This window comes from Shewanella livingstonensis, assembly GCF_003855395.1.
In the GTDB taxonomy this organism is placed as follows: domain Bacteria; phylum Pseudomonadota; class Gammaproteobacteria; order Enterobacterales; family Shewanellaceae; genus Shewanella; species Shewanella livingstonensis.
The window spans coordinates 169,063-190,368 of the sequence record NZ_CP034015.1; the positions used below are offsets into that span (position 1 = coordinate 169,063).

16 protein-coding genes, 1 tRNA gene and 3 rRNA genes are annotated in these 21,306 nt (G+C 43.6%); 9 read left to right on the forward strand and 11 right to left on the reverse strand.

Annotation, left to right across the window (positions count from 1 at the left end):
* Positions 1–150: 150 nt before the first annotated feature.
* From EGC82_RS00780 to EGC82_RS00795, 4 genes are all read right to left on the reverse strand, one after another.
* Positions 151–1,332 (reverse strand): BaiN/RdsA family NAD(P)/FAD-dependent oxidoreductase, encoded by a 1,182-nt coding sequence (locus tag EGC82_RS00780; RefSeq protein WP_124729081.1) that lies wholly within the window; start codon positions 1,330–1,332, stop codon positions 151–153.
* Positions 1,333–1,456: 124 nt separating this feature from the next.
* A complete protein-coding gene (gpsA, locus tag EGC82_RS00785) occupies positions 1,457–2,473 on the reverse strand; it encodes an NAD(P)H-dependent glycerol-3-phosphate dehydrogenase (RefSeq protein WP_124729082.1) in 1,017 nt (338 codons plus the stop codon).
* Positions 2,474–2,476: 3 nt separating this feature from the next.
* Positions 2,477–2,950, reverse strand: coding sequence for a protein-export chaperone SecB (gene secB, locus EGC82_RS00790; RefSeq protein ID WP_124729083.1), 474 nt, complete (start codon positions 2,948–2,950; stop codon positions 2,477–2,479).
* Positions 2,951–3,158: 208 nt separating this feature from the next.
* On the reverse strand, positions 3,159–3,593 hold the full coding sequence (locus EGC82_RS00795) for a rhodanese-like domain-containing protein (RefSeq protein ID WP_124729084.1): 435 nt from the start codon (positions 3,591–3,593) through the stop codon (positions 3,159–3,161).
* A gap of 250 nt (positions 3,594–3,843) precedes the next feature.
* Here EGC82_RS00795 and gpmM point away from each other — a divergent pair, with 250 nt between their 5' ends.
* The 3 genes from gpmM (at position 3,844) to EGC82_RS00810 (ending at position 7,521) form a co-directional block, all read left to right on the forward strand.
* Positions 3,844–5,388 carry a 2,3-bisphosphoglycerate-independent phosphoglycerate mutase gene (gpmM, locus tag EGC82_RS00800; RefSeq protein WP_124729085.1) on the forward strand — a complete coding sequence of 515 codons (1,545 nt, stop codon included), beginning with the start codon at positions 3,844–3,846 and terminating at the stop codon, positions 5,386–5,388.
* Between the two features lie 10 nt (positions 5,389–5,398).
* Positions 5,399–6,532 (forward strand): murein hydrolase activator EnvC family protein, encoded by a 1,134-nt coding sequence (locus EGC82_RS00805; RefSeq protein ID WP_124729086.1) that lies wholly within the window; start codon positions 5,399–5,401, stop codon positions 6,530–6,532.
* Positions 6,533–6,762: 230 nt separating this feature from the next.
* Positions 6,763–7,521, forward strand: coding sequence for a divergent polysaccharide deacetylase family protein (locus tag EGC82_RS00810; protein ID WP_415837567.1), 759 nt, complete (start codon positions 6,763–6,765; stop codon positions 7,519–7,521).
* On the opposite strand, the gene EGC82_RS00815 is transcribed toward EGC82_RS00810, so the two are convergent.
* Entirely contained in the window at positions 7,496–7,951 is a 456-nt protein-coding gene (locus EGC82_RS00815) for an Rrf2 family transcriptional regulator (RefSeq protein ID WP_124729087.1), read from the reverse strand. The two genes, EGC82_RS00810 and EGC82_RS00815, sit on opposite strands and share 26 nt — an antisense overlap.
* A 35-nt stretch (positions 7,952–7,986) precedes the next feature.
* Complete coding sequence (locus EGC82_RS00820; protein WP_124729088.1) at positions 7,987–8,238, reverse strand: YkgJ family cysteine cluster protein; 252 nt, start codon at positions 8,236–8,238, stop codon at positions 7,987–7,989.
* A gap of 297 nt (positions 8,239–8,535) precedes the next feature.
* Between EGC82_RS00820 and EGC82_RS00825 the strand changes: the two genes are divergently transcribed.
* The 3 genes from EGC82_RS00825 (at position 8,536) to rbsK (ending at position 11,922) form a co-directional block, all read left to right on the forward strand.
* Positions 8,536–9,963, forward strand: coding sequence for an IS4 family transposase (locus EGC82_RS00825; RefSeq protein WP_124729089.1), 1,428 nt, complete (start codon positions 8,536–8,538; stop codon positions 9,961–9,963).
* A gap of 64 nt (positions 9,964–10,027) precedes the next feature.
* Positions 10,028–10,960, forward strand: coding sequence for a pyrimidine-specific ribonucleoside hydrolase RihA (gene rihA / locus EGC82_RS00830; RefSeq protein ID WP_124729090.1), 933 nt, complete (start codon positions 10,028–10,030; stop codon positions 10,958–10,960).
* Positions 10,961–11,013: 53 nt separating this feature from the next.
* Positions 11,014–11,922: a ribokinase gene (gene rbsK / locus EGC82_RS00835; RefSeq protein WP_124729091.1), complete on the forward strand. Its 909-nt coding sequence runs from the start codon at positions 11,014–11,016 to the stop codon at positions 11,920–11,922.
* Positions 11,923–12,184: 262 nt separating this feature from the next.
* Here the strand turns inward: rbsK and EGC82_RS00840 are convergent.
* The 5 genes from EGC82_RS00840 to ccoG form a co-directional block, all read right to left on the reverse strand.
* Positions 12,185–12,261, reverse strand: a tRNA-Asp gene (locus tag EGC82_RS00840).
* A 94-nt stretch (positions 12,262–12,355) separates the two neighbouring features.
* Positions 12,356–12,471: ribosomal RNA gene (gene rrf / locus EGC82_RS00845) — 5S ribosomal RNA — on the reverse strand.
* 147 nt (positions 12,472–12,618) lie between these two features.
* Positions 12,619–15,523 (reverse strand): 23S ribosomal RNA (locus EGC82_RS00850).
* 390 nt (positions 15,524–15,913) lie between these two features.
* Positions 15,914–17,456: ribosomal RNA gene (locus EGC82_RS00855) — 16S ribosomal RNA — on the reverse strand.
* Together the 16S, 23S and 5S rRNA genes with 1 tRNA gene alongside form the textbook arrangement of a ribosomal RNA operon.
* Positions 17,457–18,011: 555 nt before the next feature.
* A complete protein-coding gene (gene ccoG / locus EGC82_RS00860) occupies positions 18,012–19,439 on the reverse strand; it encodes a cytochrome c oxidase accessory protein CcoG (RefSeq protein ID WP_124729092.1) in 1,428 nt (475 codons plus the stop codon).
* Positions 19,440–19,515: 76 nt separating this feature from the next.
* Here ccoG and EGC82_RS00865 point away from each other — a divergent pair, with 76 nt between their 5' ends.
* The 3 genes from EGC82_RS00865 (at position 19,516) to EGC82_RS00875 (ending at position 21,291) form a co-directional block, all read left to right on the forward strand.
* A complete protein-coding gene (locus tag EGC82_RS00865) occupies positions 19,516–19,863 on the forward strand; it encodes a hypothetical protein (RefSeq protein WP_124729093.1) in 348 nt (115 codons plus the stop codon).
* A 98-nt stretch (positions 19,864–19,961) separates the two neighbouring features.
* Positions 19,962–20,876: a 1,4-dihydroxy-2-naphthoyl-CoA synthase gene (locus tag EGC82_RS00870; protein WP_124729094.1), complete on the forward strand. Its 915-nt coding sequence runs from the start codon at positions 19,962–19,964 to the stop codon at positions 20,874–20,876.
* A 193-nt stretch (positions 20,877–21,069) separates the two neighbouring features.
* Complete coding sequence (locus EGC82_RS00875; RefSeq protein WP_124729095.1) at positions 21,070–21,291, forward strand: DUF2061 domain-containing protein; 222 nt, start codon at positions 21,070–21,072, stop codon at positions 21,289–21,291.
* Positions 21,292–21,306 lie beyond the last annotated feature (15 nt).

Below are 21,306 nucleotides of genomic sequence, written 5' to 3' on the forward strand. Positions count from 1 at the left end.
CATTGGTCCCTCGCAAGCATTTAAGTCTTGAGTGTCTCGCTTTACTACCTTACCTTCTAAAGAGTCCATCGATTGAAATTAAACAATTATCACAAAAAGATTGTCTTCGTTGAATTCAAATAGTCTTCGTTGCAATTTCATCTTTACACATTACACAGCCAACCCAGCAGCAACACCAGAGCTCCAAGCCCACTGAAAATTAAAGCCCCCTAACCAACCACTTACGTCCATTACCTCACCAATAAAGTACAATCCAGAGACTTTATTAGCTTGCATGGTTTTAGATGATAATTCATTGGTGTCAACGCCGCCTAAAGTGACTTCTGCGGTGCGGTAACCTTCGGTGCCATTCATGGTAATAGACCAGTCGTTTAAGTCGTTAGCGAGTTTTTCTCGCTCGCCGTGGCCGAGTTGGTTTAATGCTTTATCGAGTTGAGACTCTTCAAATAGGGCTTCAACCAAGCGTTTTGGCAACCACTGACTTAGGGTATTGCGTAGGCTTTGTTTTGGATGATGTTTAAGCGCAAATTCAATTTTATCTAACGCGTTTTCACCGGGTAGTAAATTGATAGAAATAGCTTCACCGGGATGCCAGTAATTTGAAATTTGTAACACGGCAGGGCCTGACAAGCCGCGATGAGTAAACAATAAGGCTTCACTAAACTGGGTGCCATCTTGTGCCGTGATAGTGGTTGGCACAGCAATACCTGACAATGGCTCAAAGCGGATTTTTTGATCTGCATGCCAAGTAAAAGGCACTAAGCCAGCGCTGGTCGTTAATACTTTTAAGCCAAATTGCTCAGCAAGCTTATAACCGTAAGGTGTTGCGCCAAGCTTTGGCATTGATAAGCCACCCGTGGCAATGACTAACGACTCACAACTTAAATCACCGCTTGAGGTGCTTAAATGAAAGCCGCTATCAGTTTTGTTAACCGATAAAATCTCAGTGCGAAGTGTTACTTTCGCCCCAGCCCATTCGCACTCGGTCATCAACATGGTAACGATGTCTTTAGCGGAGTCATTACAGAATAGTTGTCCGTGATCGCGTTCATGGTATTCAATACCATGACGCTCAACCAACTCAATAAAATCGCTTGAAGGATAGCGAGCTAATGCAGATTTAACAAAATGCGGATTGCCACAAATAAACTGCTGGGGCTCAACCTTTTGGTTGGTAAAGTTACAACGTCCGCCACCACTGATAAGAATTTTTTTGCCAGCTTGTTTGGCATTGTCCAGCACCAATACATCACGACCTCGATAGCCCGCGGTTGCAGCACACATTAATCCTGCCGCGCCGGCGCCGATAATAATTACGTCATGATGTTTCACGTTTTACTCCACACTTTAAATGGGTTGTTTTGTATTTAATTGATAAAGATTAAATGCAAAAAAGGATGCTATTTTAGCATCCTTTTTGGTATCTACTCACGGTTAACTTAGCCGCTCTGTTGCACTATTTTTTCAGTGTTTCAGATTTTTTCTCACGGCTGAGTAACTCTTTCGCTGCTTCAACCGGTGATTTACCTTGGTATAATACTTGGTAAATTTGCTCGGTAATCGGCATTTCTACCCCTAAACGTTTAGCCAAGGTAAACACTTCTTTGGTATTACGGTAACCTTCGACAACTTGTCCGATTTCTTCTTGGGCGGTGATCACGTCTTTGCCTTGACCTAAAGCCAAGCCAAATCGACGATTACGCGACTGATTATCGGTACAGGTTAATACCAAGTCACCTAAACCTGCCATCCCCATAAAGGTTGATGCATCGGCGCCGATAGCTTCACCTAAACGGCTCAGTTCAACTAAACCACGGGTGATGAGTGCGGTGCGTGCATTTGCACCAAAGCCAATTCCGTCGGACATACCGGCACCAATGGCAATCACGTTTTTAACCGCGCCGCCTAATTGTATGCCGATAAAGTCGTCATTTGCGTATACACGCAAGCGTTTTGGGCTATGAAGCAATTCGACTAAGTCATGGGTAAACTGTGGGCAAGTACCCGCAACTGAAATAGCGGTAGGTAAACCCGCTGCTAACTCTTTAGCAAACGTAGGGCCAGACAACACTGCGAGTGGATAATGTTCACCTAATTGTTCACGGGCAACATCTTGCAATAAACGACCGGTTTCGGGTTCTAGCCCTTTGGTCGCCCACACAATCCGCGCATCTTTACGCAACAATGGTTTGGCTTGTTTGAGTACATCACCAAACACATGACTTGGCACAACGACTAAGATATTTTTGCTTGCCGCGAGTGCTTTGCCTAAATCAGCTTCGATTGCTAAACAATCAGGAAACTGAATACCAGGCAAAAAACGCTCGTTACAGCGACTGTCAGCTAATATTTGCATGCTTTTAGGATCGTGACCCCAAAGCAATGTCTTATGGCCGTTGCTGGCTAAAGAAATAGCAAGGGCGGTGCCATAAGACCCCGCCCCTAATACCGTAATTTCGGTAGCGTTATTCATAAATTATGCAGTTGCTTCTTCAGTTGCAGCAGCCTGACGCTGTTGAACGTACTGAGCAAATAGAGCATCAAAATTCACTGGTGCAAGGTTTAACTGTGGGAAAGTACCACGTCCCACTAAGCTACCGACTAATTCACGTGCATATGGGAATAATACGTTAGGGCAATATGCACCTAAAGAATGGGCAAGTTGTTGTTCAGTTAAGCCAACAATAGAAAAAATACCCGCTTGCTGAACTTCACATAAAAATGCGGTATCTTCGCCATTTTTAGCGGTAACAGTTAACGATAAGATAACTTCAAATGTGTCGTCAGACAGCTTGTTGCTACGAGTATCTAAATCTAACTTTACTTCTGGGTTCCATTCTTTCTGGAAAACAGCTGGGCTGTTTGGCGTTTCAAAAGACAAATCCTTTGTATAAATACGCTGAATGTTGAACTGTGGTGCTTGTGCTTCGTTGTTTGCTACTTCAGCCATAATTTCCTACCTATCAATGTTATTTAGCTTTTCTGTGAAGCTAATTGTGTTGGGCTTACACACTTAATGTATAAAGAATTAATCTAACATTAGTGCTATCCCGTAAAGTTGATCTAGCTCGAAAAATGATAACGAGCAAAATCTTGATAATAAACAATGTTAACGCATTCCCAAACGCGTTAACACTGAATACCATTAAGCAACAATATTAACGCTTGCTTTTAACTACTGGTAAGTTTGCACCTTGCCATTCACCCATGCCACCTTTAAGGTTAAACACGTTTTCAAATCCTTGTTTCGTAAGAAGTTGAGCTGCTTGGCCTGATGTCATACCTGAGTTACATACTAATATAATGGGGCTAGTTTTGAACTTTTCAAGGCTAGAGACTTGATTATTTTTAATTTCTGATAAGGTCACATTAAGCGCATCAACAATATGCCCTTTTTTAAATTCTTCTTTTCCACGTACATCAACCACTTTGGCATCTTGCTTATTCACCATGAGGGTTAGCTCTTGATGACTGACGTTTTTCACTTTTGATGTACCAGACTTAATGACACTAACAACAAGTGCTACAAACAAGCCGACCCACGCTAAACTTAACATAGGGTTCGCTTTAAAAAATTCCATATATTCTTGCATAATTACTGATTTCTCTGACGATGACTAAGATGAGATGGCCCCGAGTATATCGTTTTGCTCGGTAGTTTTCATTAAAGAAACACCGAAAATAAACCCTTTAAGCAGAGTTATTCGTGACTCGCCCCTCGTTATCAGCAGCTTTGGTTATATCTTCAAACCTATATGCCTTTTGTAGGCTATCGATAAGTAGTAATATTCATACAATTAAAATTTTATAACACTTCTATTTTAACTTTTATAAGGTATTTGCATAATGACAAAAAAACGTCCACTCGCATTACTTATCCTTGATGGCTGGGGTCATAGTGAAGACACGCAAGATAACGCGGTTTTTCATGCTAACACCCCTGTTTTAGATAAGCTCAATGCACAATACGCACACAGTCTTATCTCAGGTTCAGGTATTGACGTCGGCTTGCCCGATGGTCAAATGGGTAACTCTGAAGTCGGTCATATCAATATTGGTTCTGGCCGCATTGTGTATCAAGAACTCACTCGTATTAGTAAAGCGATTGCCGACCATGAGTTTGAACAGAACCCAGCGCTTAGTGATGCAGTAGATAAAGCGATTGCCGCTAACGGTGCAGTACACATAATGGGACTATTGTCTGCCGGTGGTGTGCACAGCCATGAAGAACACATTGAAGCAATGTGTCGTATGGCCGTTAAACGCGGTGCAACTAAGGTATATTTACACGCCTTTCTAGATGGCCGAGATACACCGCCACGTAGTGCTAAAAATAGCTTAGTTCACTTTGATGAGCTATTTGCTGAATTAGGTCATGGCCGTACAGCCTCAATTATTGGCCGCTACTTTGCTATGGATCGCGACAATCGTTGGGACCGTGTATCACAAGCCTACGAATTAATTACTGAAGGTAAAGCCAAGTTCACTTATGGTTCTGCGCCTGAAGCGCTTGACACGGCATATACTCGTGACGAAAACGATGAGTTTGTTGCGGCATCGGCGATTGTTGATGCTCAAGGCGAAGCTGTGGAGCTAAATGATAACGATACGCTTATCTTTATGAACTTCCGCGCTGATCGTGCTCGTCAAATTACGCGTACCTTTGTGAATCCTGATTTTGATGGTTTTGTACGTAATAAAACACCAAAAATCAACTTTGTGATGCTGACTGACTATGCAGCAGATATTAATGCTCCGGTAGCCTATCCATCGAGTGATTTAGTTAATACCTTAGGTGAAACCCTGCAAAATCTAAATAAAACTCAGTTGCGCATTTCAGAAACTGAAAAATATGCTCATGTGACTTTCTTTTTCAATGGTGGCAAGGAAGAGCCATTTGAAGGTGAGGATCGCATTTTAATTCAGTCACCAAAAGTAGCAACTTATGATTTGCAACCTGAAATGAGCTCAACAGAATTAACCGATAAATTGGTCGCTGCAATTGAGTCGACAAAGTACGATGTGATCATTTGTAATTATCCAAATGGTGACATGGTAGGCCATAGCGGTAAATTTGAAGCGGCAGTTAAAGCTTGTGAAGCTGTTGATGCTTGTATCGGTCGTGTTGTAGAAGCCTTGGCTAAAGTCGATGGCGAATGCTTAATTACTGCCGATCATGGTAACGCAGAGAAAATGACAGATCCGTCTAACGGGCAAGCATTTACTGCGCATACGAGTAACTTAGTCCCCTTCATTTATGTCGGCCGTGATGCGGTAATAAAAGATGGTGGACGCTTGAGCGATATTGCGCCAACTATGTTAACCTTAATGGGCCAAAGCATCCCCAAAGAAATGAGTGGACGCTGTATCATTGACCTTAAAGAGTAAACATTAACTCGTGATAACTCGTTTATTTGTTAAAGCCAGCATTTGTGCTGGCTTTCTAATCTTTTCATTTACGGCAACTAGTGCTGATTTGTCTTCACGTCAATCGGCTTTGAAGTCTATTCAAGCACAAATCAATCAACAACAAAATTCTCTCAAAGATACTTCCAAGCAACGTGAGAAGCTCATTTCGTTGCTTAAAAGTGATGAGAAAGCGATTGCAAGGGCCGCTCAAAAAGTCAATCAATCACAAACTTCACTCACGACCGTTAATAGCAAACTTCGCGATCTTGATAAGCAACAAGTCGAGCTTGCTGGCCTCAAAAGTAGTCAACAAGAGACGCTGTCAAAACAGTTGTCTAGTGCATACCTGGCCGGGAATCATGACTACACAAAAATGATGCTCAATCAACAAAACCCTGCCACCGTTGAGCGCATGCTGGCTTACTATCAATTTCTAAATAATGCCCGCATTAAAGCGATTAAGCAGCTAAAGCAAACCAGCATAGACTTAGACAAAGTAAAACAACAGCAAGTTACGGCACAGCAAAAGCTTAATGTATTGGTAATAGAACAAAAAAAGCAGGCCCTGCAATTAACTAAAGAGCAAGGTCAACGCCAACAAACATTAACTCAATTGCAACGAACGCTATCAAGTAAAGGGGCAGAGTTAGAGCAATTGCAAATAGAAGAGGCGAGTTTAAAACGCATCGTACAACAAGCTATGGTTGCCGCCAAAGCCAATCCAACGATGGATGGATTAGTCAGCCAGAAAGGCAAATTAAAATGGCCAACGAACGGTAGAATGAGTAACCGTTTTGGTAGCAGCCGCTCAGGTCAAATTGTTTGGAAAGGTGCTGTACTTGCTGCACCTGAAGGACAAAACATCAATGCTGTTGCATCGGGAAAGGTAATTTATGCCGACTGGTTACGAGGTTTTGGTATGGTGCTAGTCATTGATCATGGCAAGGGATATATGAGCCTCTATGGTCATGCTCAAACACTACTAAGACAACCTGGCGATATGGTTAAAACAGGTGAGTCTATTGCGCTTGTAGGTCGCTCTGGTGGACAAAGTGTGCCAGGACTATACTTTGAGATCCGTAATAAAGGTAAAGCTGTCGATCCAGCCTATTATTGTCGTTAAACTTAACTTTAAGGATATGTTATAGATTCTATAATTAATTATCGCGGAGCATAAATACTGGCTAAGACCTTGCCAACTAATAATTTACAAACTAATACCCAGCAAAGTAATGCTGCCCCGCAGCGATATCAACGGTCATAACTGTATCTATTATTGTGCCTATAACTGTATCGATAATTGTGCCAGTATCATTGAACAATATAATTCACCCAACTAAATAAGCTAAATTTGTGCGCAATCAACTATTAATTCTACTCTGCCTCTGTAGCATTATGCCCGCTACGGCTGCCAAAATAGCCATTATCATTGACGATATTGGTTATCGATTAACTGACGAAGCTGCATTGTCATTACCAACAGCTATCACTTTATCGGTATTACCTCACACTCCGTTAGGACAAAAACTGGCGAACGAAGGTTATAAAAAAGGCCATGAGATAATGTTACACCTACCAATGCAAGCCTTAAATGGCAAAGCATTAGGCCCAGGAGGGTTAACTAATGACATGACTGAGGTGCAAATTAAACAACAATTACAAAGAGCATTCTCTAGTATCCCGTTTGCTAAGGGAGCTAATAATCATATGGGCAGTTTACTGACTCAAATGGATGAGCCGATGTTATGGGTAATGCAAAGCTTAAAACAACAGCAGTTGTTTTTTGTTGATAGCTTTACCACTAAATATACCAAAGCCAGCAACAAGGCGATGCAACTCGGAGTTCCATCTCTTAGAAGAAACATATTTTTAGATAATGACATTAGCAAGCATGCACTTGAAAAGCAGTTCCAGCAGATGATTACACAATCGAAACGGCAAGATAAACTGATTGTTATTGCGCATCCTTACCCACAAACTATTCGTTTTTTAAACGCTAATTTAGCCCGCTTAAGTGATAATGGCATCACATTAGTACCAACATCTCAATTATTTGATGATATGGATATCGCTGCAGCCACCCAACTTAATCTATCTGCAACACTGAAATAGATAAGTCCGGTAACGTAGATAAAATCTCAGATTTATTAGCAACAATATCAGCTAGCGTATATTGATCTAGAACCGCCAAGTATGCTGTAACAGCTTGAGCCAAAACCCCTTTTAATTGGCATATAGGTGTAAAACGGCAGTAAGGTGATTCACAGTCAATAGGTGATAACGTGTTTTCTAAATCACGCACTAATTGACCAATTAATACCTTATCTGCGACTTTTGCTAATCTAAAGCCACCACTTTTGCCTCTGACCGTTTGCAAATATCCCATTTTACCCAATTGATGAATAATCTTTGCGACATGGTTTGAAGATAGCTCAAATACACTCGTCACTTCTGCAATTCGAAATAAACTTTCTCGTTCAGGTTGCACCGCAAGATACATTAAAATGCGGATACCAAAATCTGTATATCGGGTTAATTGCATAGTCTAAAATATCCAAGATGAGTAATAAATGCAGGTTAGCATGTTGAAGACTCCAAATCAGTGATCAACCATAAAGCTTGCTCATTTGTCGTACCGCAAGCATCAATACTTGCACTAAACTCAGCACATACATCGGGACGGTCTGGCAGACCAAATATCATACAAAAATTATCATCATTTAATTGAATACAACGCACCCCAGCAGGTTTACCCTTGGGCATGCCTGGTATTACACTGGTAATAGAAGGCGCGATACAGCAGAGCACACAACCCAGACGACAATTCATAGTCCTACCTACTCAGTAAAACAACACTATAGCGTAAAATCTCATCTCTATAACAACATGTTTAATTACATTATTGATCACTACAATAATTGAAACTGCGGCCAACCTAAGGCAAGTTACTGTTGATATATTTTTTTTAATTATTTCATTGTCGTATATTAGCTCACATTTTTAGTTTTTATGCATTAAGCCTACAACAACCATAATGCTGACTCTTCTACACAAATCTGAAGCAAAATGAACTTTGTGACAAATCGATGATCAGATCTGGTAACTCAATCAATTTGCAGATTAATAATGTCTATTTTCAACGCAGAGCAATGGTCATACAATCACTTTAAAAACGGTTCATTTGGTGACTCACGTCGCACTGACCGTGTCATCGAAGTTGCTGCCGACATGGCGCGTTGTAGCGGTAAGTCAATCGCTTTATCATGTCGAGGTAATGAAGCTAAAGTTGAAGGGGCTTATCGATTGATCCGTAATGACAACATTTCTCCAGAAGTGATTAGAGCTTCTGGTTTTCAACATACTGCAGAGCTTGCCCAGCCCTATGCTGAGATATTAGCCATTGATGACACCACTGCGTTGAGTTACAAACACCAAGTAGCACAAGAGCTTGGCAAACTGGGGACGACGACAGATAAATCACGTGGTTGGTGGGTTCATTCAACCCTGCTATTAGACAGCTTCACGACTCAGACTATCGGGCTTATTCATCAAGAATACTGGCTTCGTCCTAATAACCCTGAAGATGCTGACGAAAAAGAAAGTGGTAAGTGGTCAGAAGCGTCCTATTTCTGCCGTCAACGCTTGGGAGACATCATGTCACGGGTCATTTCAGTGTGTGACAGAGAAGCAGATATATTGAGTTATATTCAAGATAAGCAGAAGCATAATGAACGTTTCGTTGTTCGAGCGAAACATTCAAGAGCACTGGTTGAGACAGGACCTAAGTTATTTGAACACCTTGAGTCACAAGCAGAACTGGGTGAATACACTATCGATATCGCCCAGAAAGGGACAAAAAATAGTAAAGGGAAGCCTGTAAACCGCGTAGCCAGAAAAGCCAAGCTAACCATTAAAGTGGCACAGGTTACCTTCAAAGCAAAAGGTGAAACTCAGCCTGTCAATGTGGTGTACGCTCAAGAAAAAACATCAAAAAACGTGACCGAGCCGTTGCGCTGGATGTTATTAACAACAGAGCCAATCGATACGTTAATTCAAGCACTTCATATTATTGATATTTACACCGCAAGATGGCGAATTGAAGATTTTCATAAAGCATGGAAAACGGGTGCAGGAGCTGAGCGCCAAAGAATGACAGAGCCTAAGAATTTAGAAAGAGCGGTTTCAATCTTAGCGTTTATCGGCGTCCGTTTACTGCAACTCAGAGAAGCCATCACCCTCCCTTATTATTTACGTAAAAAAGGGCTGCTTGAGGAGGCCAAAGCAGTGGAGGCTCAACGCTGTGACACGGTGCTCGAAGAAGATGAATGGAAGGTGCTAATGCGGTTTAATAAGCCTAGAGGGCATAAAGATAAAGGAGCGCCGAGTCTGAAGTGGGCGTATCAATCAATCGCAAAGCTGGGTGGTTTCACCGATACCAAACGAACAGGGATCGCAAGCTGGACGGCGGTTTGGGAAGGTTGGAGTACATTACAGTCTCATGTTGTAGGCTACCGAGTCGCGAAAGAAATGATTGCTGATGGCGAGAGCTTATGAGATCTGATCAAGAGACAGACCATAATGGTATGGTATACCCTCTTATTGAATAAGGAAATTATCCATGAAACGTCCTGTAATTCTAGACTGTGATCCCGGTCATGATGATGCTATCTCACTTATTTTAGCACTCAGCTCAGTAAAACTTGATGTACTCGCTGTGACGACCAGTGCAGGTAACCAAACACCAGACAAGACCTTAAACAATGCATTACGCGTACTTACGTTATTGGGTAGGCATGACATACCGGTTGCAAGTGGCGCTCCTAAACCACTAGCCCGCGAGCTTATCATTGCTGACAATGTACATGGGGAAAGCGGTCTTGATGGGCCTAAATTACCAGATCCCGCCTTTGCTCCTGTAGCACAAACGGCAATTGAGTTAATAGCCGATAAAGTGCGTAACAGCAAACAACCCGTCACTCTTGTTCCCACAGGACCGCTAACTAACATAGCGCTTTTTCTAGCCGCTCATCCTGAATTACATAGCAACATCGATAGTATCGTACTAATGGGAGGCGCTGCAGGTGTGGGCAATTGGACACCGGCTGCTGAATTCAACATATTTGTCGACCCAGAAGCAGCTGATATGGTGTTCAAATCAGGTTTGCCAATTGTAATGTGTGGGCTAGATGTGACACATGAAGCCCAGATTATGGATGAGGATATTGAGCGAATTCGAAAGATTGATAATCCGGTTGCACAATGTGTTGCAGAACTTCTCGATTTCTTCATGATTTACCATCGCGACCCTAAGTGGGGTTTTACCGGTGCACCATTGCACGATCCATGTACCATCGCATGGTTACTTAACCCGTCACTATTTACTGCAGTAGATTGCTGGGTTGGTATTGAAACTAAAGGACAGTATACACAAGGCATGACAGTGGTTGATCGCTATCAATTAACCAATAATCCACATAATGCCAAAGTACTATTCAATATTAACCGAACGGGTTTTGTCGACTTTATCGTAGAGCGTTTAAACGATTATTAACGAACTCATGCCATGCAGATTTAATTTGTCGGCATGGCTAACTAAGGATAAACATGAGTACATTACTAGTTGTCGGCAGTGCCAATGCCGATCATGTTCTAACATTCGACGAATTACCACAAGCAGGACAGACCTTAATCAGTCAGCAATATAGATTAGAACTTGGAGGAAAAGGAGCCAATCAAGCCGTGGCTGCTGTTAGGTTAAAAAATACTATGCAACAAGTATATTTTATCAGTGCTCTAGGTGATGACAGTAATGCAGCAACAATGCGTACAAATTGGACCGCTGATGGAATCGATTTGAGTGGCTGTTATCAAATTGCTAAGAAGAGTACTGGCACTGCGGTAATATTTGTTAATCAATATGGCGAGAACAGTATTGGAGTTGTACCAGGCGCCAATGCTTATTTATCTGCACACCATATTCAGCAGCAACACGCATTATTTGCTCAAGCTAATTACTTACTAATCCAACTAGAAACTTCGTTAGAGAGTGTTCATCAAGCATTAATACTCGCCAAGCAAAATCATTGCACTACGATTCTTAATCCTGCTCCAGCGACAAAACTAAATAACGATTTGTTAAATTTAATCGATATTATTACCCCTAACGAGACAGAGGCCTTAGCTTTAACTGGAATAGAAGTTATCGATCAACAAAGTGCGCAACAAGCCGCACAAAGTCTTCATAGCAGAGGAGTTAATATCGTTATTATCACCCTAGGCAGTAAAGGTGCCTATATCAGTGAAAAAGGCCAAGGAAGTATCATACCGACCCCGACGGTTAATGCTATAGATACCGTAGCAGCTGGCGACACTTTTAACGGTGCACTCATGGTGGCGTTAGATGAAGGAAAAACCTTAATTGAAGCTGTTGAATTTGCTAATTTGGCATCTTCAATAGCCGTAACGCGTAACGGAGCACAAAGTAGTATTCCTTACAGAAAAGAACTGACTTAATGACCCGCAATGAAACAGAAGTGAAGAGTTAACTATCTAGACAAATAAAATACAAAGACTGTTATATAGAGATAAGCTTGTTTAGCCGCATAAATTGTGGCTTTGATGGCAAAATCTCTACTCATTACACAATACTTGCTCAACGATAACGCAAATGCTGGTGTAAACTCAGCAATAATAGATAATACCGCTAAGGTCTTGACGCATTTGACCAAATTGCAGACACAAAAAAGCCTCGTCTAAGACGAGGCTTCTATGTAATTGGCGGAGCGGACGGGACTCGAACCCGCGACCCCCGGCGTGACAGGCCGGTATTCTAACCAACTGAACTACCGCTCCTTTAGCAAATTGCTTACGCACGATGCTAAATCTTTTTAAGTCGCTGATATGTCACTATCAGTAGACTTTCTCTTTCGTAAAAGAGAAATTAGGCGCCTGGAAATGACCTACTCTCGCATGGGGAGACCCCACACTACCATCGGCGATACTGTGTTTCACTTCTGAGTTCGGAATGGGATCAGGTGGTGCCACAGCTCTATGGTTTCCAGACAAATTTGCATATCTAACACGCTAATTCTTCATTAGGCATTAAATAATAATTCGGAAAGCTGATTGCTTCTATCTTACTTTGAGTCTCTTCACACCGTTTAAGCGCTTCATTCTAACACTAAGGTCAGTAAAACCCATCTGGGTTGTATGGTTAAGCCTCACGGGTCATTAGTACAAGTTAGCTCAACGCCTCACAACGCTTACACACCTTGCCTATCAACGTAGTAGTCTCCTACGGCCCTTTAGAGAGCTTAAAGCTCTAGGGATGACTCATCTTGGGGCTCGCTTCCCGCTTAGATGCTTTCAGCGGTTATCGATTCCGAACGTAGCTACCGGGCAATGCCATTGGCATGACAACCCGAACACCAGCGGTTCGTCCACTCCGGTCCTCTCGTACTAGGAGCAGCTCCCCTCAATCATCCAACGCCCACGGCAGATAGGGACCGAACTGTCTCACGACGTTCTGAACCCAGCTCGCGTACCACTTTAAATGGCGAACAGCCATACCCTTGGGACCGACTTCAGCCCCAGGATGTGATGAGCCGACATCGAGGTGCCAAACACCGCCGTCGATATGAACTCTTGGGCGGTATCAGCCTGTTATCCCCGGAGTACCTTTTATCCGTTGAGCGATGGCCCTTCCATTCAGAACCACCGGATCACTATGACCTACTTTCGTACCTGCTCGACGTGTATGTCTCGCAGTTAAGCTGGCTTATGCCATTGCACTAACCGTACGATGTCCGACCGTACTTAGCCAACCTTCGTGCTCCTCCGTTACTCTTTGGGAGGAGACCGCCCCAGTCAAACTACCCACCAGGCACTGTCCTCAACCCCGATAAGGGGCCAGAGTTAGAACATCAAAACTACAAGGGTGGTATTTCAAGATTGACTCCACTCAGACTAGCGTCCAAGCTTCAAAGTCTCCCACCTATCCTACACATGTAGGTTCAATGTTCAGTGCCAAGCTATAGTAAAGGTTCACGGGGTCTTTCCGTCTAGCCGCGGGTATACGGCATCTTCACCGCAATTTCAACTTCACTGAGTCTCGGCTGGAGACAGCGTGGCCATCATTACGCCATTCGTGCAGGTCGGAACTTACCCGACAAGGAATTTCGCTACCTTAGGACCGTTATAGTTACGGCCGCCGTTTACCGGGGCTTCGATCATGAGCTTCTCCGAAGATAACCCAATCAATTAACCTTCCGGCACCGGGCAGGCGTCACACCGTATACGTCATCTTGCGATTTTGCACAGTGCTGTGTTTTTGATAAACAGTTGCAGCCACCTGGTATCTGCGACTGCCGTCAGCTTAGGGAGCAAGTCCCATCACCAACAGCAGCGTACCTTCTCCCGAAGTTACGGTACCATTTTGCCTAGTTCCTTCAGCCGAGTTCTCTCAAGCGCCTTGGTATTCTCTACCCGACCACCTGTGTCGGTTTGGGGTACGATTCCTACTAACCTGAAGCTTAGAAGATTTTCCTGGAAGCATGGCATCAACTACTTCATCACCTTAGTGACTCGTCATCAGCTCTCAGCCTGTACATTAAAGTACGATTTCCCGGATTTGCCTAAGAAATCAACCTACCACCTTAAACGCGGACTACCAACGCCGCGCTAGCCTAGCCTTCTCCGTCTCTCCATCGCAGTTAGCAGAAGTACAGAAATATTAATCTGTTTCCCATCGACTACGCCTTTCGGCCTCGCCTTAGGAGTCGACTCACCCTGCCCCGATTAACGTTGGACAGGAACCCTTGGTCTTTCGGCGAGGGAGTTTTTCACTCCCTTTATCGTTACTCATGTCAGCATTCGCACTTCTGATACCTCCAGCGTGGGTTACCCCTTCACCTTCAACGGCTTACAGAACGCTCCTCTACCGCGCACTTCTAATGAAATGCACCCGTAGCTTCGGTGACTAGCTTAGCCCCGTTAAATCTTCCGCGCAGGCCGACTCGACTAGTGAGCTATTACGCTTTCTTTAAATGATGGCTGCTTCTAAGCCAACATCCTAGCTGTCTAAGCCTTCCCACATCGTTTCCCACTTAGCTAGTACTTTGGGACCTTAGCTGACGGTCTGGGTTGTTTCCCTTTTGACAACGGACGTTAGCACCCGCTGTCTGTCTCCCGAGTAGTACTCATTGGTATTCGGAGTTTGCAAAGGGTTGGTAAGTCGGGATGACCCCCTAGCCTTAACAGTGCTCTACCCCCAATGGTATTCGCTCGAGGCGCTACCTAAATAGCTTTCGAGGAGAACCAGATATCTCCGAGTTTGATTGGCCTTTCACCCCCAGCCACAAGTCATCCGCTCATTTTTCAACATAAGTCGGTTCGGTCCTCCAGTTGATGTTACTCAACCTTCAACCTGCCCATGGCTAGATCACTCGGTTTCGGGTCTACACCTTGCAACTAAACGCGCAGTTAACACTCGGTTTCCCTACGGCTCCGCTATTCGCTTAACCTCGCTACAAAATGTAAGTCGCTGACCCATTATACAAAAGGTACGCAGTCACGGTCTCAAGAACCGCTCCCACTGCTTGTACGTATACGGTTTCAGGTTCTATTTCACTCCCCTCACAGGGGTTCTTTTCGCCTTTCCCTCACGGTACTGGTTCACTATCGGTCAGTCAGGAGTATTTAGCCTTGGAGGATGGTCCCCCCATATTCAAACAGGATGTCACGTGTCCCGCCTTACTCGTTTTCATCTATGGTTAGTTTTCATGTACGGGGCTATCACCCTGTGCCGCTGTGCTTTCCAACACATTCCACTAACACCCCATAGACTTAAGGGCTAATCCCCGTTCGCTCGCCGCTACTAGGGGAATCTCGGTTGATTTCTTTTCCTCCGGGTACTTAGATGTTTCAGTTCCCCGGGTTTGCCTCATAACGCTATGTATTCACGTTATGATGACCACTTATGTGGCCGGGTTTCCCCATTCGGATATCGTTAGCTCAAATGCTTATTACTAGCTCGCCAACGCTTTTCGCAAGTTATTACGTCCTTCATCGCCTCTGACTGCCAAGGCATCCACCGTATACGCTTGGTCACTTAACCATACAACCCAAATGAGTTTCACACTCTTGAATTAACAAGAGAAGAACTCTGGGTCATATCATGACCAGCTGGTTTTTACTTGTCTCACTCCCGACCAGGAAGTGGACTCGCCTTAGTCTTTTAGAATATTCAAGACACTTAAACAGTGTATTGAGAACTCAAGTGTTAATGCTTTCGCATTAACGTTTTTCGCACTAACATAATCACACAAACGACAACGAATCATCATCCATGCGCCTTTAGTTAGTACTATCAGCTTTCCAAATTGTTAAAGAACAATGCTAACCGGCTCGCGGCGCATTTCACTCTACTTCCGAAGAAGTTAACAAGTAATCTGTGTGAACACTCACATGCATCGCTGCACTTTAGGTATTGAGTTAGTCGTATAGGTAAGGAGGTGATCCAGCCCCAGGTTCCCCTAGGGCTACCTTGTTACGACTTCACCCCAGTCATGAACCACAAAGTGGTGAGCGTTCTCCCGAAGGTTAAACTACCCACTTCTTTTGCAGCCCACTCCCATGGTGTGACGGGCGGTGTGTACAAGGCCCGGGAACGTATTCACCGTGGCATTCTGATCCACGATTACTAGCGATTCCGACTTCACGGAGTCGAGTTGCAGACTCCGATCCGGACTACGACGTACTTTGTGAGATTAGCTCCACCTCGCGGCTTTGCAACCCTCTGTATACGCCATTGTAGCACGTGTGTAGCCCTACTCGTAAGGGCCATGATGACTTGACGTCGTCCCCACCTTCCTCCGGTTTATCACCGGCAGTCTCCCTAGAGTTCCCACCATTACGTGCTGGCAAATAAGGATAGGGGTTGCGCTCGTTGCGGGACTTAACCCAACATTTCACAACACGAGCTGACGACAGCCATGCAGCACCTGTCTCACAGTTCCCGAAGGCACAAGTCCATCTCTGGTCTCTTCTGTGGATGTCAAGAGTAGGTAAGGTTCTTCGCGTTGCATCGAATTAAACCACATGCTCCACCGCTTGTGCGGGCCCCCGTCAATTCATTTGAGTTTTAACCTTGCGGCCGTACTCCCCAGGCGGTCTACTTAATGCGTTAGCTTGGGAGCCCAGTGACTAAGTCACCAAACTCCGAGTAGACATCGTTTACGGCGTGGACTACCAGGGTATCTAATCCTGTTTGCTCCCCACGCTTTCGTGCATGAGCGTCAGTCTTTGTCCAGGGGGCCGCCTTCGCCACCGGTATTCCTCCAGATATCTACGCATTTCACCGCTACACCTGGAATTCTACCCCCCTCTACAAGACTCTAGTTCGCCAGTTCCAAATGCAATTCCCAGGTTGAGCCCGGGGATTTCACATCTGGCTTAACAAACCGCCTGCGCACGCTTTACGCCCAGTAATTCCGATTAACGCTCGGACCCTCCGTATTACCGCGGCTGCTGGCACGGAGTTAGCCGGTCCTTCTTCTGTAGGTAACGTCACAGCAATGTGCTATTAACACATCACCTTTCCTCCCTACTGAAAGTGCTTTACAACCCGAAGGCCTTCTTCACACACGCGGCATGGCTGCATCAGGGTTTCCCCCATTGTGCAATATTCCCCACTGCTGCCTCCCGTAGGAGTCTGGGCCGTGTCTCAGTCCCAGTGTGGCTGATCATCCTCTCAGAACAGCTAGGGATCGTCGCCTTGGTGAGCCATTACCTCACCAACTAGCTAATCCCACCTAGGTTCATCCAATCGCGGAAGGCCCGAAGGTCCCCTCCTTTCCCCCGTAGGGCGTATGCGGTATTAGCAGTCGTTTCCAACTGTTATCCCCCTCGACTGGGCAGATCCCTAGGCATTACTCACCCGTCCGCCGCTCGTCACCTCAGAAGCAAGCTCCCTTGTGTTACCGCTCGACTTGCATGTGTTAGGCCTGCCGCCAGCGTTCAATCTGAGCCATGATCAAACTCTTCAATTAAAGTTCTTTTGACACATCCCCTTAAGAATGTATCGGCTCAATGAATTCTGATTTTGTTTTCTAAATCCCGAAGAACCTAGATAACGTTTGTACATATTACTATGAACACTCATCGTTGCATTGAGTTTAAATTTTTTGATTGCCAACATTCCGAAGAACAGAAGACAATTTCGAATAACTCAATACCTGTGAATGTCCACACAGATTTCTTGTTTAGATTGTTAAAGAACGTGATGTCGATTTTTCAGACATCGCCATAAGACGCTAGGTCGTTGGCTTGGGGTGCGTATTCTACGCTTTCCCGTGTCGGCGTCAAGTGTTTTTTCAAACTTTCTTTTCGCCTTGAATTCAGTGTTATTAACCACTTAACTCAACCCAACTCGGTGACCGCTTTCGCTGTCTGCCGTGTCAGTGGATGCGCATTATAGGCAACACAAGATTTTGTGCAAGCATAAAAACACTGAATATTGCAAAAACATGACTAACAGGTGCTTTTTCAATCGAAAAGAACAAAAAAGGGACTGTTAGTCCCTTTTATGCCTATTTGCCTCAGTTCTAATCGCCGAAGAATCTAGTTTCCTGTTTGATTTCTATTGGACTACCTTCTATTACTGCAGTAATTTTAATGTCAATTTTAGTAATACTTCTCTTTAACTCGATAGGATCGACAGCAATACTAATTGGCAAGGTTATAACTTCACCTGATTCTATTGATACGTGCTGTGGGCCAATCCATTGAGCATTAGGCAAACCTTCAACACTTAACTCATACTCTTGTGGTTGTTCTGTTTTATTAAGAATTTTAATCGTAAAGGTATTCTCGGTGTTGCCTTGGTTGTTTTGGCGATAAAGAGAGTTTCGATCACGAATAACGTCCATACGCACAGGCGCAATGGTTGCGCTGGCATAGATGAAGATTAATATCATGACGGTTAGTACCACACCGTAACCCACTAGCTTAGGTCTTAACACTTTCTCTTCAATACCATCCAGTTTGTTTTCGGTGGTGTAACTGATCAACCCTTTGTCGTATCCCATTCGTTCCATCGTGTTATCGCATGCATCGATACAAGCACCACAGTTAATACATTCGTATTGCAGACCATTACGTATATCAATCCCTGTTGGACAAACTTGTACACATAAATCGCAATCGATGCAGTCACCTAAGCCCATCTCTTTTGGATCTTGTTTGCGAGTACGAGGACCACGTGTTTCTCCACGCTGGGTGTCGTAACCGACTATATAGGTATTTTTATCAAACATGGCGGCTTGGAAACGGGCATAAGGACACATGTGAATACACATAATCTCCCGCATCCATCCAGCATTACCGTATGTTGCAATGGTAAAGAAAACCACCCAAAAATATATTCCACCTCCAGCATTGAGAGTAAAAACATCGATGTAGAGTTCGCGGCTTGGTATAAAGTACGACACAAATGTAGTTGCTGTTAGTAATGAAACCAGTAACCAAGATGTGTGTTTAGCTGTTTTACGCCATAGCTTATTAACACTCCATGGCATTTGATCTAGTTTTATACGTTTATTACGTGCGCCTTCAAACTTTTCTTCAAACCAGATAAAGATAAAGGTCCACACAGTTTGTGGGCAAGTATAACCACACCATACTCTACCTAGATAAGTGGTAACGAAAAACAGCCCAAATGCAGCTATCATAAAGAGTGCCGCAAGTAAGGTAAGATCTTGTGGCCAAATAGTTAAACCAAACACATGAAATTTTTGCTCGGCAAGATGAAACCAAACTGCTTGACGATCTCCCCATGGTAACCAGGGAAGAAGTAAGAAGAACAGCATGGCAATCCAACCCATATAACGTCGTAGGGTTGTCCATAAGCCATCGACAGCTCTTACGTAAATACGGTTGCGCGGATTGAAGCTGTCTGCTTTACTAGCATCAGGTTGATGAATTTTAATACGTTGTTGTTTGGAAAAGTCCTTGGGGTTAGATTCTGTCGTCATGTTACAGCCTTACTGCTTTAATATTGAACGATAACTAGCTTATTATATAGGTAATAACACATTATTGGATAAAAAGATGAGAGGCTGGATAGGATTAGCAATAATTGCGGGGGTTATTTATTATTTCGCGACAGAAACAGATAAGCTTGATAAGCCGATTAATGACATTAAAAGTATCTTTACTAAGGCGGACAAAAAGCTTGATTCGATGACGGGCACAAAAATCATTAAAATCGACAAGCACTTACCGCAAATTAAGGCGGAAATATATGAGCGCTTATCAACGATTGAAATTCGCGAGTTAGACGGTGTATTTACCAGTAACGAAGCAATAGCAGAATTTAAAGATCAATACTGCCATAGCAGTGCTCACCACCCGGTGTTCACCAAAGAAAACTTACAATTTATTTGCGATAAAATCTAATAACTCGAGTTAGTTAACGGTTTTATGGTAACAAATTGACCTAAGTATCAAATACGCCTAGCCTTTATGTAATACTTATAATAGGGGCTAGTTTTTTTATGACACAATCACCAACTGAATCGGTATCAGACATCTTTGACCCTGACTTATGGGATGCTGTCGATGGATTCAACTTTGAAGACATCACTTATCACCGCGCAAAATCCCAAGGTACAGTGCGTATCGCCATCAATCGTCCTGATTGCCTTAATTCATTCCGCCCTAAAACCGTAGATGAACTTTTTATTGCTTTAGACCACGCAAGACAATGGTCTGATGTAGGCTGCGTTCTGTTAACAGGTAATGGACCATCAGCAAAAGGTCAGTACTCATTTTGCGCAGGCGGCGATCAACGTATTCGCGGTAAAGATGGCTATAAGTATGAAGGGGCCGAAGAAGGTAAACCAGATGTCGCACGTATGGGACGCCTGCATATATTAGAGGTGCAGCGTTTAATTAGGTTTATGCCAAAGATAGTGATTGCAGTCGTACCGGGTTGGGCTGTTGGCGGCGGCCATAGTTTACATGTAGTGTGTGATTTAACCTTAGCCTCTAAAGAACATGCCATCTTTAAACAAACCGACCCAGATGTAGGCAGTTTTGACTCAGGATACGGTAGTGCATACTTAGCGAAGATGATTGGTCAAAAACGTGCCCGAGAAATCTTCTTCCTTGGATTTAATTACTCTGCAGAAGAAGCCTTTAATATGGGCATGGTTAACCGTGCTATTCCCCATGCCGAATTAGAAACAGAAGCCTTAGTTTGGGCCAAAGAAATTAACTCTAAATCGCCGACGGCAATGCGCATGCTTAAGTATGGCTTTAATATGGCTGACGATGGCTTGGTTGGACAGCAATTGTTTGCTGGCGAAGCGACACGCTTAGCTTATGCTAGCGAAGAAGCTCAAGAAGGTCGTGATGCCTTTTTAGAAAAGCGCGATCAAGACTTTTCACGTTTTCCTTGGCATTACTAATCTCAACGAATAAGTGTGCGCTAAATTAACTCATCTTATTTGCCAGCTTAAAGCCCTTTTAAGGGCTTTTATTATTTTAGGCATTAAGATTAAAAATCGTAATCGAAATTTTCATTGGTAATAATCGAATTAACCCTCTTTACATGATAATGATAACTGTTATCATTTAAATAAATCAACAGGGGGATTTACCATGAAAAAGACTATTAGCTTTGCCATTTTACACTTTAGTGTCGCATTTACGATTACCTACCTATTAACCGGTAGCATTATTATCGGTGGCACCATCGCCCTGCTTGAACCAGCAGTTAATACCGTGGTGTTTTATTTTCATGACAAAGTGTGGAAAAACATTGAGGCAAAAAAAATCCAGCAAGCTGAACTATCTATAGAGTCTGCACAGTTGGTAGGTTAAGGCCATGACCATATT

What these genes read in the sequence shown, in the direction of transcription:
- gpsA (WP_124729082.1), bottom strand. Translation starts at nt 2,473, where the DNA reads ATGAATAACGCTACCGAAATTACGGTATTAGGGGCGGGGTCTTATGGC.
- secB (WP_124729083.1), bottom strand. Translation starts at nt 2,950, where the DNA reads ATGGCTGAAGTAGCAAACAACGAAGCACAAGCACCACAGTTCAACATT.
- EGC82_RS00795 (WP_124729084.1), bottom strand. Translation starts at nt 3,593, where the DNA reads ATGCAAGAATATATGGAATTTTTTAAAGCGAACCCTATGTTAAGTTTA.
- EGC82_RS00815 (WP_124729087.1), bottom strand. Translation starts at nt 7,951, where the DNA reads ATGCAATTAACCCGATATACAGATTTTGGTATCCGCATTTTAATGTAT.
- EGC82_RS00820 (WP_124729088.1), bottom strand. Translation starts at nt 8,238, where the DNA reads ATGAATTGTCGTCTGGGTTGTGTGCTCTGCTGTATCGCGCCTTCTATT.
- EGC82_RS00825 (WP_124729089.1), top strand. Translation starts at nt 8,536, where the DNA reads ATGTCTATTTTCAACGCAGAGCAATGGTCATACAATCACTTTAAAAAC.
- rihA (WP_124729090.1), top strand. Translation starts at nt 10,028, where the DNA reads ATGAAACGTCCTGTAATTCTAGACTGTGATCCCGGTCATGATGATGCT.
- rbsK (WP_124729091.1), top strand. Translation starts at nt 11,014, where the DNA reads ATGAGTACATTACTAGTTGTCGGCAGTGCCAATGCCGATCATGTTCTA.
- ccoG (WP_124729092.1), bottom strand. Translation starts at nt 19,439, where the DNA reads ATGACGACAGAATCTAACCCCAAGGACTTTTCCAAACAACAACGTATT.
- EGC82_RS00865 (WP_124729093.1), top strand. Translation starts at nt 19,516, where the DNA reads ATGAGAGGCTGGATAGGATTAGCAATAATTGCGGGGGTTATTTATTAT.
- EGC82_RS00870 (WP_124729094.1), top strand. Translation starts at nt 19,962, where the DNA reads ATGACACAATCACCAACTGAATCGGTATCAGACATCTTTGACCCTGAC.
- EGC82_RS00875 (WP_124729095.1), top strand. Translation starts at nt 21,070, where the DNA reads ATGAAAAAGACTATTAGCTTTGCCATTTTACACTTTAGTGTCGCATTT.